This window comes from Arthrobacter sp. ISL-72 (assembly GCF_018613755.1).
Taxonomy (GTDB): domain Bacteria; phylum Actinomycetota; class Actinomycetes; order Actinomycetales; family Micrococcaceae; genus Arthrobacter.
Window position 1 is genome coordinate 65,771 of the sequence record NZ_JAGGPP010000032.1, and the last position, 12,387, is coordinate 78,157.

The following is a 12,387-nucleotide window of genomic DNA, read 5'->3' on the forward strand; positions in this document are numbered from 1 at the left end:
CCGGGGACCGCTAGTGCCGTGGGTTCCTACTGCCGCGGAGTTCGGACCACTTCGCTGATCCAGGCCCGCGTCTTGTCATCGATGGGGCCCGCGACGTTGGTGTCCCGGAGCGCCCGATCGGCCTTGATCTTCTGGATCACCATTCGGCCCAGCCCCGCAAATACTGCAGCGGCCATTACCGGGAGAAGTACGGATCTGGGTTTCTGTGTCATGCCGCAATCCTACTGAGCCGGCCTCAATGCGGCCAGAGCCGCCGTCGTGCTCTGCCCGCCCGGCCTATGCTCCAATTCACAGTCAACCCGCGAATGTGGGTTGACGCTCTCAGCCCGGTAGAATAAGCAAGCAAGCTCGCGGAGCGCTCGTTCCCGCTGTTCTTATGTCGCTGTCTTACGTTTGTAGTCCGCAGTGGCTCTAAATGCAGCAGCAGACCAGCGTGAGACGGCACCACTCCGCTGCGCCCTTACCCAACGCTCACGCACAGGAGTTACCGGATGCCCCGGATCGTCGTCGACGTCATGCCCAAGCCCGAGATTCTGGACCCGCAGGGGAAGGCCATCGTGGGTGCACTTCCCCGCCTGGGCTTCACCGGCTTCAGCTCTGTCCGCCAGGGCAAGCGATTTGAACTGACCGTTGACGGCGAGGTGACGGACGCAATCCTGGCCCAGGCCCGCGAAGCAGCCGAAACCCTCCTGTCTAACCCCGTGATCGAAGACGTCGTCAACGTCGAGGTCGTCGAGGCCTGAGATGACTGAACTTCCCCTGATTGGCGAGGCTGTCGCCGCAGACGCTCCCGGTACTCGCGGTCTCGCCGGCGCACGCATCGGCGTGGTGACCTTCCCCGGCACCCTCGACGACCGTGACGCCGCCCGCGCCGTCCAGCTCGCCGGCGCCACACCCGTGGCCCTCTGGCACGCGGACACCACGCTTGGCGACGTCGACGCCGTCGTGATCCCGGGCGGTTTCTCCTACGGGGACTACCTCCGTGCCGGTGCCATCGCACGCTTCGCGCCGCTGATGTCCGAGATCATTAAGGCAGCAACAGGCGCCGCTTCCTCGAATCCCCTGCCGGTCCTCGGCATCTGCAACGGCTTCCAGATCCTCACCGAGTCGCACCTGCTGCCCGGATCAATGATCAAGAACGACCACCTGAAGTTCATGTGCCGTGACCAGGTGCTGCGCGTGGAAAACAACAGCACCGCCTGGACCCTGGATTACCAGGCAGGCCAGGAAATCACCGTGCCGCTGAAGAACCAGGACGGCCAGTACATCGCCGACGAGAAGACCCTGGACGCCCTCGAAGCGGAAGGCCGCGTGGTGTTCCGCTACGTCGGCTTCAACCCGAACGGCTCCCGCCGCGACATCGCCGGCATCTCCAACGCCGCCGGCAACGTCGTGGGCCTCATGCCGCACCCCGAGCATGCAGTGGAACCGGGCTTCGGCCCCGAGTCCCTGGATGGCATCGGCGGCTCAGACACCGATGGCCTCGGTTTCTTTACCTCCGTTTTGAACAAGATTGTGGGAGGCGCAAAGTGAGTACCTCAGCTGAAACCGTCGGCCGGAAGTTCAACATCGACACTGTCGAGAACGCGGCCAAGACTCCGGACACCGAGCTTCCCTGGGCCGAACTGGGCCTGAAGCAGAACGAGTTCGAAGAGGTCGTCAAGGTCCTGGGCCGGCGCCCCACCGGCGCCGAGCTCGCCATGTACTCCGTGATGTGGAGCGAGCACTGCTCCTACAAGTCCTCGAAGAACCACCTGCGCCAGTTCGGCGACAAGGTGACCGAGGAGATGAAGAAGGACATGCTGGTGGGCATCGGCGAAAACGCCGGTGTCACCAACCTGGGTCACGGCTGGGCCGTGACGTTCAAGATCGAGTCGCACAACTCGCCGTCGTTCGTTGAGCCTTACCAGGGCGCCGCAACCGGCATCGGCGGCATTGTCCGCGACATTATCTCCATGGGCGCCCGTCCCGTGGCCGTGATGGATCCGCTGCGCTTCGGCGCGATCGACCACCCGGACACCGCCCGCGTGATGCACGGTGCCGTTGCCGGCATCGGCGGCTACGGCAACTCCCTGGGCCTGCCGAACATCGGCGGCGAAATGGTCTTCGACTCCGTTTACCAGGGCAACCCGCTGGTCAACGCGCTGGCCGTCGGCGTCATGCGGCACGAGGACATCCGCCTCGCCAACGCCTCCGGCAAGGGCAACAAGGTGGTCCTGTTCGGTGCCCGCACCGGCGGTGACGGCATCGGCGGCGCCTCGGTACTGGCCTCGGAGTCCTTCGACGACACGAAGCCGTCCAAGCGCCCAGCCGTCCAGGTCGGCGATCCCTTCGCCGAGAAGGTCCTGATCGAATGCTGCCTCGAGCTGTTCAAGGGTTCCCTCGTTGAAGGCATCCAGGACCTCGGCGCCGCAGGCATCTCCTGCGCCACGTCCGAGCTCGCTTCCAACGGCGACGGCGGCATGGAGGTCGAGCTGACCTCCGTCCTGCTGCGCGACCCCACCCTGACCCCGGGTGAAATCCTGATGTCCGAGTCGCAGGAACGCATGATGGCCGTGGTCACCCCCGGGAACATCGCCGCGTTCGAAGCGGTCATGGACAAGTGGGCTGTGGAGTACTCCTGGCTGGGCGAGGTGACTGACACCGGCCGCCTGATCATCACCTGGGAAGGCGAGGTGATCGTCGACGTCGACCCGCGCACCGTGGCCCACGACGGCCCGGTCTACGACCGCCCGTACGCCCGCCCGGAGTGGCAGGACGCCTTGCAGGCCGACTCCTTCACCGGATCGGTGCAGGACGCCAGCCGCCCCTCGGCCCCGGCCGAACTGGCCGCTGCCGTGACCGAGCTGGTCGCGTCGCCGAACATGTGCGACAAGTCCTGGATCACCGACCAGTACGACCGCTACGTCGGCGGCAACACCTCCCTGGCGTTCCCGGACGATGCAGGTGTGGTCCGCGTCGACGAGGAAACCGGCCTGGGCGTGGCCCTGGCCACCGACGCCAACGGCCGCTACACCTTCCTGGACCCGTACCACGGTGCACAGCTTGCCCTGGCCGAGGCGTACCGCAACGTCGCCACCTCCGGCGCCGTGCCGATGGCCGTCAGCGACTGCCTGAACTTTGGCTCCCCCGAGGACCCGGACGTCATGTGGCAGCTCGCCGAGGCGATCCGCGGCCTGTCGGACGCCTGCATGGAGCTCGGTATCCCGGTCACCGGCGGCAACGTCTCGCTGTACAACCAGACGGGCACCACACCCATCCACCCCTCCCCGGTGGTGGCAGTGCTGGGCAAGCTCGACGACGTCGCCCGCCGCACGCCGTCGGGCTGGAAGGAAGACGGTCAGGCCATCTACCTGCTGGGCACCACGGCAGCCGAACTGGACGGCTCGGAATGGTCCAACATGCGCGGACACCTGGGCGGCCTGCCGCCCAAGGTTGACCTCGCCGCCGAACGCGCGCTGGGTGAAATCCTGATCAACGCATCCCGCGACGGCATGGTGGACTCCGCGCATGACCTCTCCGAAGGCGGCCTCGCGGCAGCCCTCGTGGAGTCCTCGCTGCGCTACGGCGTGGGTGCCCGGATCGCCCTGCAGGACATCATGGACCGCGACGGCGTGGACCTGTTCACGGCGCTGTTCTCCGAGACGCAGGGCCGCGCGATCGTTGGCGTTCCCCGCTCCGAGGAAGTCCGCTTCACGGACATGTGCACCGCCCGCGGCTTCGCCCACGCCCGCATCGGCGTGGTGGACGCAGCGAGCGGCAAGCTGGAGATCAACGGCGTGGACGCCCTGTCCCTCGACGCCCTCCGCGAAGCCCACGAAGGAACCCTGCCGAAGTACTTCGACTAAGCGTTTCCGGTTCCAAGCGCGAACGGACACTTGCGGCCCCCTCCCCGGAGGCCTCAAGTGTCCGTTCGCGCTTAACCGGTCGTCAGTCATGCCGGCCGTCAGTCGTCGCTGTGGATCTCCCGCTGCCGGGCGCTCAGCAGCTCCAGTTCGGGACGGTAGGCCACGAAGCGTTCGACGGCGGTGAGCACTTCCACGAGGTGCGCCCGGTCCGCCGCCACCAGGCCCGCGCCCAGTTGCGTCCGCCGGTACTGCTCGTGGTCACCGACCTCGGCGACGGAAACGTCAAAGCGGCGTTTCAGCTCCGCGAGCAGGGGCCGGACCACGGAGCGCTTTTCCTTGAGGCTGTGAACGTCGCCCAGCAGGATGTCGAATTCAATCCACCCGATCCACATCGCAGGCTAGCCGATGGTCAGTTCGCCCATGCGGTCCCAGCTGTCGCCCTCGAGCTGGCGGCTGATGATGCGGGGCGTCTCGGCGAGGGCCTGCGGCATGTCCGCCATGGCCTTCCGGAAATGGGTGCTGTTGACATGATCGCCGGCGGCATCGTCCTTGAAGGCTTCCACCAGGACGAACTCGTTGGGGTCCTCCACACTGCGGGACCAGTCGAACCACAGGTTGCCCGGCTCCTGCCGCGTGGCCTCAGTAAAGTCCTGCACCAGGCCCAGCCACCTGTCCGACCAGTCCGGCTTGACCTTGAATTTGACGACGATGAAGATCACGGCGGGTTATGCCTTTCGTTGTGTTTCTGCTCTTATCCCGGCGGCGAGTGACTGCTCGCACTCCTCGATCGCCGCCCGGGCCCATTGCTGCTGCCGGGGTGTTCCGACGCGTTCCGCCCACTGCTCGGCCAACTGGAACTCCACGAGTGCTTCGGTCAACCGCCCGGCCTGGTGCAGCGTCCAGCCCAGGTTGCTGTGCAGCGAGACCATCCAGCCCTTGGTCCGCGGATCGTGGGCCGTGGAGGCGTATTCAAGGGCGCTTCGGGTCCAGGCTTCTGCGTGCGCGGAGTCTGCGATGGCCAGCATGTGCAGCGCATCGACAGCGAGAAAATCCTCGCCGAGGTGGTCCGCCAGTTCGGCCGCCTGCTCAAACAACGGAACCGCCATTGCGGCGTGGCCGCTGGAGTTCAGCAGCCGGCCGCGTTCCAGGAGCACGCGGACGGCCACGGTGGGTTCGTCGGCGTCGATCGCGTCCAGCAGCGCATCGGCTTCCTCGTAGCGTTCCTGCAGTCCGATGGCCCTTCCCAGCTGGGTGGCGAACTCCGCCCGTTCGTCGGCGTCGTAGTTTTCATCTTCGGCAGCCGCCCGGAAACGGGCTTCCGATTCGACGGGATCGTCGAAGTTCCACAATTGGTCAAGGGTTTTCTGTTCCAGCATCCACCTGCTCCTGATCAGCTTTCACCTGCGGCCAGTTCGTGTGCACTCCCAATGTATCGGGAAGTGACATGCCGTTGGGCGCGTCCCGCCACGGCGCTGCCAAGTGCGTAGAACCAGTTGGACGGCCTGCTGAAAGCCGTGATTTTGAGCACCACCCGGCCCTGGCCGTCCACTTCCACCTCGAAGGCTTCCTCGCCCAGCACCGGATGGCCGGGGAGGGTTCCGTAACCGAAACCGGCACTTTGCGGTCCGCCGCCCGGCACCGGCTGGTGAACCCAGACCACCTCGCAGGGCGCGTTGATCCGGAAGGGCCCGACGCCGAATCCGCTCACCACGCGCGCGCCCGGAACCACGGTGTCCGAGTCGGTGCGGGTCCGAAGCCCGGAGCGCTTCTGCAGCTGCCAGGTCAGGATCCCCTGCGCAACCCGCCGGTAAAGCGGCAGGCCGTCGCCAAGGTAGGCCTGGCTGACGGTGCACTTGAAGCCCTCCGGCGGCTCCCGGTTCTCGGTGGAGCCGATCCCCGGGTAGTTCAGCTCGCTGCTGGCTCCGGCGCGGGCGCCATGATTACGCCTCATGCTCCACCACCTTTGGTGAGCCCGGCCCATCCCAGCTGTTCCCGCTGCTTCCTGCTCAGCGAGGCCACCACCAGGTCGTAGGAGTCTTCCACCATGTCCCGGATCATCTCGTCCGGAAGCGAGCCGTCCAGCCGGACCCCGTTCCAGTGCGTCTTGTTCATGTGCCAGGCGCCGGTGATTTCAGGATGGACGGCCCGCAGCTGTTCGGCCAGCGCAGGCTCGCACTTGAGGCTCACGGACCAGTCCGCCGGGTCCATGGAGGACGCAGCGAACATCTTGGCTTCCTGCCGAGCACCGCCCGCCACGGCCGCCCGCACCTTGAAGACGGACGTTTCCGGGCCGAACGGAAAGTCCTCAAAGGTACCGGGAAAGCTCAGGCAGATTTCGCGGAGAGTGGCAACGTCCATGGCACGAGCCTATCCAAAAAGCTACCCGGCGGTTCGGGCGTCATCACCGATGCTGGGCAGTCCTTTCCGAGTCGGGCAAGGACCGCTTGGCCGGGCCCTAAATGCCCACCCGCCAGCCTTCCCGGGCCGGGCACGAGTCGACCACCACATCCAGCCCGGCGGCCTTGGCGCGCTCCACAGCAGCGTCGTCGAAGACGCCGAGCTGCAGCCACACGGCCTTTGCGCCCACTGCGATGGCCTGGTCTATGACGGCACCCACTTTATGGGAGTTCACGAAGCAGTCCACGACGTCGATCGGGTGCTTCTCAGCCGGGATGTCCGCCAGCGATCGGTACCCCTTCTCCCCGTGGACGTCGTCGCCCGGCAGATTGACCGGGATGATCTCCATGCCCATCCGGTCGCGGACATAGAGGGAAACGTCATAAGCGGACCGCCACTCATTCCTCGTGAGGCCCACGACAGCCCACGTCCCTTTGGTTCGCATGAGTCGCTCAATGACTGCCGGATCGTTAACATGGGCCATGTATCCAGCTTACTCCTGCGGTCATTGGCGCCGATCGTCGAATAAGTGAATGATTCCCCGGCAACATCCCGCCGATGAACGAATATTACAGCGCGGAGGGTGGCGATTTTGTGGAATCCTGCATCTCGGGTCTAGTAGGTAGTGACCATCCCGAGCGGCCGAGAGACCTGGATCGATGAAGCCGCAGCAACCCCGGTGATGTGGGACGACCATTCCCACGGAGCTGTTCCGTCTTTTCCCATGGAATTTTTGGAACTCAGGGTGCTACTGCCAGGACCGATGGAGTGCAGCAATGACCCCTGATAATTCTTCCGCCCTGCCCACCCTTGCCCGGATTCCGTCCGAGGCAACCCCACATACCACTTCGGACGCGACGGCGAACGAAGCAGGGCTGCGTGACGCGCCCGGCTCCTCTCGCGGCTCTTCGGGATGGTCCCTGACCGAGCCCACGGACGGCGCAGTGCACGGCGTCCCCATTGACGGACCGGCGCGTCACCGCAGTACCACTTCCCCTTCCGCCCAAGACACCGTTGCCTTTTGGGAAGAACAGGCGCTCCGCCTCGATTGGGCAGCGCCGGCCGACGGCGACCACCGTGGCAACATCAGCGGCAAGCCCTGGCACACAGCCCACCGGCGCGTGCCGGCCGATGCCGACGCCGGCATCGGGCCGGACATCACCTGGTTCGAGGGCGGCAAGCTCAACGTGGCCCATAACTGTGTGGACCGCCATGTTGCGGCCGGTCGCGGCGATAAAGTGGCCCTCCACTTCGAGGGTGAGCCCGGCGACCGCCGCGCCGTCACCTACGCCGAACTCCAGCGCGAAGTTTCCAAGGCCGCCAACGCGTTGCTCGCACTGGGCATCACCAAAGGCGACCGCGTGGTCATCTACCTCCCGGTCATCCCCGAAACGGTGATCATCACCCTCGCAGTGGCCCGCATCGGCGCCATCCACTCCCTGGTGTTCGGCGGGTTCTCCGCCGAAGCGCTGAAGTTCCGGGTGGAGGACACCCGGGCCAAGCTCCTGGTCACCACCGACGGCCAGTTCCGCCGCGGAGTGGCCGTGCCGGTGAAGGACAACGCCGACGCAGCCGTTGCAGGCGAGAACCACATCGAGCATGTCCTGGTGGTCAACCGTACTACCCCCGCGGACCGGCTGTCGGACGTCCCCATGGCCGAAGGCCGCGACGTGTGGTGGCACGACGCCGTCGGGCAGGCCTCCGATGTGCATGAAGCGGAAGCGTTCGACGCCGAAACTCCCCTGTTCATCATGTACACCTCCGGGACCACCGGTAAGCCCAAGGGCCTGGTCCATACCTCGGGCGGCTACCTGACCCAGGCATCCTGGAGCTTCGAGCACCTGTTCAGCAACCCGGACCCGGCACTGCGCGACCAGGACGTGCACTGGTGCACCGCGGACCTCGCCTGGGTCACGGCCCACACCTACGAAATCTACGGCCCGCTGTCCAACGGCGTCACCCAGGTGATCTACGAAGGCACACCGAACACTCCGCACCCGGGCCGGCACTTCGAGATCATCGAACGCTACGGCGTCACGCAGTACTACACCGCACCCACGCTGGTCCGCTCGCTTATGGGCTGGTTCCCGGACGGCGTCCCGGACACGTACGATCTCTCCTCCATCCGCCTGCTCGGCACCGTGGGTGAAGCGGTCAACCCGGAGGCGTGGCGCTGGCTGCGCGAGAATGTCGGAGCCGGCACCGCCCCGGTGGTGGACACGTGGTGGCAGTCCGAAACCGGCGCCACCATCCTCTCCCCCGCCCCGACGGACACCGCGTTCAAGCCAGGTTGCGCGGCACGTCCGCTCCCGGGCGTGAGCACCCGGATCGTGGACGACGCCGGCAACATGGTTCCGCCGGGCGTCCAGGGTTTCATTGTGGTTGACATCCCCGGCCCTGCCATCGCGCGCACCGTGTGGGGCAACCCGAAGCGGTACTTCGATTCGTACTGGCGCAAGTACGCCGAGCAGGGCTGGTTCCTCGCCGGTGACGGCGCAAAGTACGACGACGACGGCGACATCTGGATCCTCGGCCGCGTGGACGACACCCTCAACGTTTCGGGCCACCTGCTCTCCACGATCGAAATCGAGTCGGCACTCGTCTCCCACCCGGCAGTGGTGGAGGCCGGCGTCTGCCCGGTGACCGACCCCAAGACCGGCCATGCGATCGTCGCCTTCGTAGTTTTGAAGAGCGGTTCGGTTTCGACAAGGCCAACCAGCGAAGCCCTCCGCAACCACGTCGCGAAGGAAATCGGGCCGATCGCCAAACCGCGCGACGTCGTCGTGGTTCCTGACGTGCCCAAGACCCGCAGCGGCAAGATCATGCGCCGGCTGCTCACCCAGCTTTTCGAGGGAACCGCCCTCGGCGACACAACGTCGCTCCAGAACGAACCCGCAATCGCCGGAATCCGGGACGCCGTGCGCAGTTACACCGCAGCGCCGGCGTCCCCCTCATCGGACAGAAGTAAAGGAAAATCATGAACGACATCAGCAGCGTTGCCCGTCTTTCCGAGCCGCTCAAGTTTGCCTACTGGGTACCGAACGTTTCCGGCGGCCTGGTGGTCTCCACGATCGAACAGCGCACCGGCTGGGACTTCGACTACAACAAGAAGCTTGCACGGATCGCCGAAAACTCCGGCTTCGAATACGCCCTGACCCAGACCCGCTACGCGGCTTCCTACGGCGCCGACAAGCAGCACGAGGCGACATCCTTCAGCCTCGCGCTGCTGGCGGCGACGGAGCGGCTCAAGGTCATATCGGCCGTCCACCCCGGCATGTGGCACCCCGGCGTGCTGGCCAAATACATCATCACCGCGGACCACATCTCCAACGGCCGCGCAGCCGTGAACATCGTCTCCGGCTGGCTCAAGAACGAGTTCACCAACTTTGGCCTCGAATGGCTGGAGCACGACGAACGCTACGTCCGCACCGAGGAGTTCATCAAGGTCCTCCGCGGCCTCTGGACCGAGCAGGAATACAGCCAGTCCGGCAAGTACTACAACATCACCGACTTCACCCTGAACCCCGCCCCGGTGGATGTCCCCGGCCGCGCGCACCCGGAGATCTTCTTCGGCGGCAACTCCACTGCGGCCCAGGCCACGGCGGGCCGTGTGGCCGACTGGTACTTCTCCAACGGCAAGGACCTGGAGGGATTCAAGGAGAACATCGCAGGCGTGGTCGCTTCAGCACGGGAAAGCGGGCGCGAGACCCGGCGCGGCACGGAGGGCGCGCTGGCCGCACCCCGGTTTGGCCTCAACGGCTTCGTCATAGCCCGCGAGTCCGAGAAGGAAGCCCGCGACACCCTCCGCGAAATCGTGGAGAAGGCGCACAAGCCTGCTGTGCAGGGTTTCCGCGACGCAGTCCAGGAAGCCGGCGCGTCCACCAAGGACGGCAAGGGCATGTGGGCCGATTCGAGCTTCGAAGACCTGGTCCAGTACAACGACGGCTTCAAGACCCAGCTGATCGGCACCCCGGAGCAGATCGCGGAACGGATCGTGGAGTACAAGAAAATCGGCGTGAACCTGTTCCTGACCGGCTACCTGCACTTCCAGGAGGAAGTCGCCGCCTTCGGCCAGGACGTCCTGCCGATCGTCCGCGAACTCGAGGCGGACCTGGCACGTAAGAACGGTACGGAACTGGATTTGTCCGGAGTTCCCGTCGCCGCCGTTTCGGCCACCGAACTGGCGGCTGTCTAATGGCCGACCGCACTTTCGGTTTCCGCACCCGCGCCCTGCACGCCGGCGGCACCCCCGACGCCGAGCACGGCGCCCGCGCCGTGCCCATCTACCAGACCACGTCCTTCGTGTTCAAGGACACCCAGGACGCGGCCAACCTCTTCGCTCTGCAGAAGTACGGCAACATCTACTCGCGCATCGGCAACCCTACGGTCGCGGCCTTCGAAGAGCGCATCGCATCGCTGGAAGGCGGCATCGGCGCTGTGGCGACGTCGTCGGGCATGGCCGCGGAGTTCATCACCTTCGCCGCCCTCACCCAGATGGGGGACCACATCGTGGCAGCCTCCCAGCTGTACGGCGGAACGGTCACCCAGCTGGACGTCACCCTGCGCCGCTTCGGTGTGGACACCACGTTCGTTCCGGGCACCGACCCCGCCGATTACGCGGCAGCGGTCCGGGACAACACCAAGGCGATCTTCGTCGAGGTGGTGGCCAATCCGTCGTCGGAGGTCCAGGACCTTGCGGCCCTGGCGAAGGTGGCGCACGACGCCGGCATCCCCCTTGTCGTCGACGCCACCTTGAGCACGCCGTACCTCGTGCGTCCGATCGAGCACGGCGCGGACATCGTGATCCACTCCGCCACCAAGTTCCTCGGCGGCCACGGCACCACCCTGGGCGGCGTGATCGTTGAAAGCGGCCGGTTCAACTGGGGCAACGGCAAGTTCCCGACCATGACCGAGCCGGTGGCCTCGTACGGCAACGTGTCGTGGTGGGGCAACTTCGGCGAGTACGGCTTCCTGACCAAGCTCCGCTGTGAACAGCTGCGCGACATCGGCCCCGCCCTCTCACCGCAGTCCGCGTTCCAGCTGCTGCAGGGCGTTGAGACCCTTCCCCAGCGCCTGGACGAACACCTGAAGAACGCCCAGGCAGTGGCTGAGTGGCTGGAGGCCGACGAGCGTGTGGCCTACGTGAACTTCTCCGGGCTTCCCTCCCACCCCCACTTTGAGCGGGCACGGAAGTACCTGCCGCTGGGTCCCGGATCGGTATTCTCCTTCGGCGTGAAGGGCGGCCGCGCGGCCGGACAGAAGTTCATCGAGTCACTCCAGCTGGCCTCGCACCTGGCCAACGTAGGCGACTCGCGCACCTTGGTCATCCACCCCGGATCCACCACCCACCAGCAGCTCAGCCCGGCCCAGCTGGAATCCGCCGGAGTTCCGGAGGACCTGGTCCGCATCTCCGTGGGTCTGGAAGACATCGACGACATCCTGTGGGACCTCGACCAGGCCCTCACCGAAGCGCAGGGCGCCACGGCAGAGGACGCCTTCGGGGAAGAAACCGCCGACACCTGCACGATCGGAGCACGGGCATGAGCGCAGTGGAAAGAACCTGGACCGGCCCCTCCGCACCGGAGCGCCTAAGCCTGCTCCGGCAGGCGAAGTCCATCGCCATTGTGGGCGCCTCGGACAAGCCCTCGCGGGCCAGCTACTTTGTCGCGACGTACCTGCAGTCCTCCACGCGCTACAAGGTGTACTTCGTGAACCCGGTGGTCAAGGAGATCCTCGGCCAGCCGACCTACGCCTCGCTGGCCGATCTGCCCGAGAGCCCGGACATCGTGGACGTGTTCCGCAAACACGATGACCTGCCCGGCGTCCTGAACGAAGCCATCGCAGCCGGCGCGAAGACGCTGTGGCTGCAGCTGGGTTCGTGGCACGAGGACGTCGCCAAGGAGGCGGGAGCTGCCGGGCTCGACGTCGTGATGGACCGGTGCGTCAAGATCGAGCATGCACGCTTCCACGGCGGACTGCACCTTGCCGGCTTCGACACCGGGGTCATTTCCTCGAAGCGGCAGGTCCTCGCCTAGGAGCCTGCTGAATTAGTGGGTTTCGTGGTCTCTGGGCAGTCGGTCTTTTCTTGCGGCAGCGGTGTGGTTCCTGATTGAACGGATCTACTGGGCGCCGCTCCGCAGTT

General features: G+C 65.9%; 14 protein-coding genes. 7 read left to right on the plus strand and 7 right to left on the minus strand.

The window, feature by feature from the left end:
* Window positions 1-26: 26 nt before the first annotated feature.
* A complete protein-coding gene (locus tag J7I92_RS20640) occupies window positions 27-212 on the minus strand; it encodes a hypothetical protein (RefSeq protein WP_214843535.1) in 186 nt (61 codons plus the stop codon).
* A 279-nt stretch (window positions 213-491) separates the two neighbouring features.
* On the opposite strand from J7I92_RS20640, the gene purS reads away from it, so the two are divergent.
* Genes purS through purL form a run of 3 tightly spaced genes read left to right on the plus strand, consistent with a single transcriptional unit; the run spans window position 492 to window position 3,848 of the window.
* Complete coding sequence (gene purS, locus J7I92_RS20645; protein ID WP_066287204.1) at window positions 492-743, plus strand: phosphoribosylformylglycinamidine synthase subunit PurS; 252 nt, start codon at window positions 492-494, stop codon at window positions 741-743.
* 1 nt (window position 744) lies between these two features.
* Window positions 745-1,533 (plus strand): phosphoribosylformylglycinamidine synthase subunit PurQ, encoded by a 789-nt coding sequence (gene purQ / locus J7I92_RS20650; RefSeq protein ID WP_214843537.1) that lies wholly within the window; start codon window positions 745-747, stop codon window positions 1,531-1,533.
* Window positions 1,530-3,848, plus strand: a complete 2,319-nt coding sequence (purL, locus tag J7I92_RS20655; RefSeq protein ID WP_214843539.1) for a phosphoribosylformylglycinamidine synthase subunit PurL — start codon at window positions 1,530-1,532, stop codon at window positions 3,846-3,848. The genes purQ and purL overlap by 4 nt, the downstream gene beginning before the upstream one ends.
* Window positions 3,849-3,946: 98 nt before the next feature.
* Here the strand turns inward: purL and J7I92_RS20660 are convergent, their stop codons facing one another.
* The 6 genes from J7I92_RS20660 to J7I92_RS20685 form a co-directional block, all read right to left on the minus strand.
* The gene (locus J7I92_RS20660; RefSeq protein ID WP_214843541.1) at window positions 3,947-4,240 is read right to left on the minus strand and encodes a DUF503 domain-containing protein; all 294 of its coding nucleotides are present in this window, start codon (window positions 4,238-4,240) and stop codon (window positions 3,947-3,949) included.
* 6 nt (window positions 4,241-4,246) lie between these two features.
* Window positions 4,247-4,567 (minus strand): putative quinol monooxygenase, encoded by a 321-nt coding sequence (locus J7I92_RS20665; RefSeq protein ID WP_214843542.1) that lies wholly within the window; start codon window positions 4,565-4,567, stop codon window positions 4,247-4,249.
* Window positions 4,568-4,573: 6 nt separating this feature from the next.
* The gene (locus J7I92_RS20670) at window positions 4,574-5,224 is read right to left on the minus strand and encodes a hypothetical protein (protein ID WP_214843543.1); all 651 of its coding nucleotides are present in this window, start codon (window positions 5,222-5,224) and stop codon (window positions 4,574-4,576) included.
* 14 nt (window positions 5,225-5,238) lie between these two features.
* Entirely contained in the window at window positions 5,239-5,799 is a 561-nt protein-coding gene (locus tag J7I92_RS20675) for a DUF1990 family protein (protein WP_214843544.1), read from the minus strand.
* Entirely contained in the window at window positions 5,796-6,206 is a 411-nt protein-coding gene (locus J7I92_RS20680) for an MmcQ/YjbR family DNA-binding protein (RefSeq protein ID WP_214843545.1), read from the minus strand. The genes J7I92_RS20675 and J7I92_RS20680 overlap by 4 nt, the downstream gene beginning before the upstream one ends.
* A gap of 97 nt (window positions 6,207-6,303) precedes the next feature.
* The gene (locus J7I92_RS20685; RefSeq protein WP_214843546.1) at window positions 6,304-6,729 is read right to left on the minus strand and encodes a CoA-binding protein; all 426 of its coding nucleotides are present in this window, start codon (window positions 6,727-6,729) and stop codon (window positions 6,304-6,306) included.
* A gap of 292 nt (window positions 6,730-7,021) precedes the next feature.
* Here J7I92_RS20685 and acs point away from each other — a divergent pair, with 292 nt between their 5' ends.
* The 4 genes from acs to J7I92_RS20705 are packed head-to-tail and all read left to right on the plus strand — an operon-like array spanning window position 7,022 to window position 12,280.
* Window positions 7,022-9,226 (plus strand): acetate--CoA ligase, encoded by a 2,205-nt coding sequence (gene acs, locus J7I92_RS20690; RefSeq protein ID WP_251040240.1) that lies wholly within the window; start codon window positions 7,022-7,024, stop codon window positions 9,224-9,226.
* Window positions 9,223-10,440 (plus strand): dimethylsulfone monooxygenase SfnG, encoded by a 1,218-nt coding sequence (gene sfnG / locus J7I92_RS20695; RefSeq protein ID WP_214843547.1) that lies wholly within the window; start codon window positions 9,223-9,225, stop codon window positions 10,438-10,440. The genes acs and sfnG overlap by 4 nt, the downstream gene beginning before the upstream one ends.
* Window positions 10,440-11,789: an O-acetylhomoserine aminocarboxypropyltransferase/cysteine synthase family protein gene (locus tag J7I92_RS20700; protein ID WP_214843549.1), complete on the plus strand. Its 1,350-nt coding sequence runs from the start codon at window positions 10,440-10,442 to the stop codon at window positions 11,787-11,789. Before sfnG ends, J7I92_RS20700 begins: the two co-directional genes overlap by 1 nt.
* Complete coding sequence (locus J7I92_RS20705) at window positions 11,786-12,280, plus strand: CoA-binding protein (protein ID WP_214843551.1); 495 nt, start codon at window positions 11,786-11,788, stop codon at window positions 12,278-12,280. Before J7I92_RS20700 ends, J7I92_RS20705 begins: the two co-directional genes overlap by 4 nt.
* Window positions 12,281-12,387 lie beyond the last annotated feature (107 nt).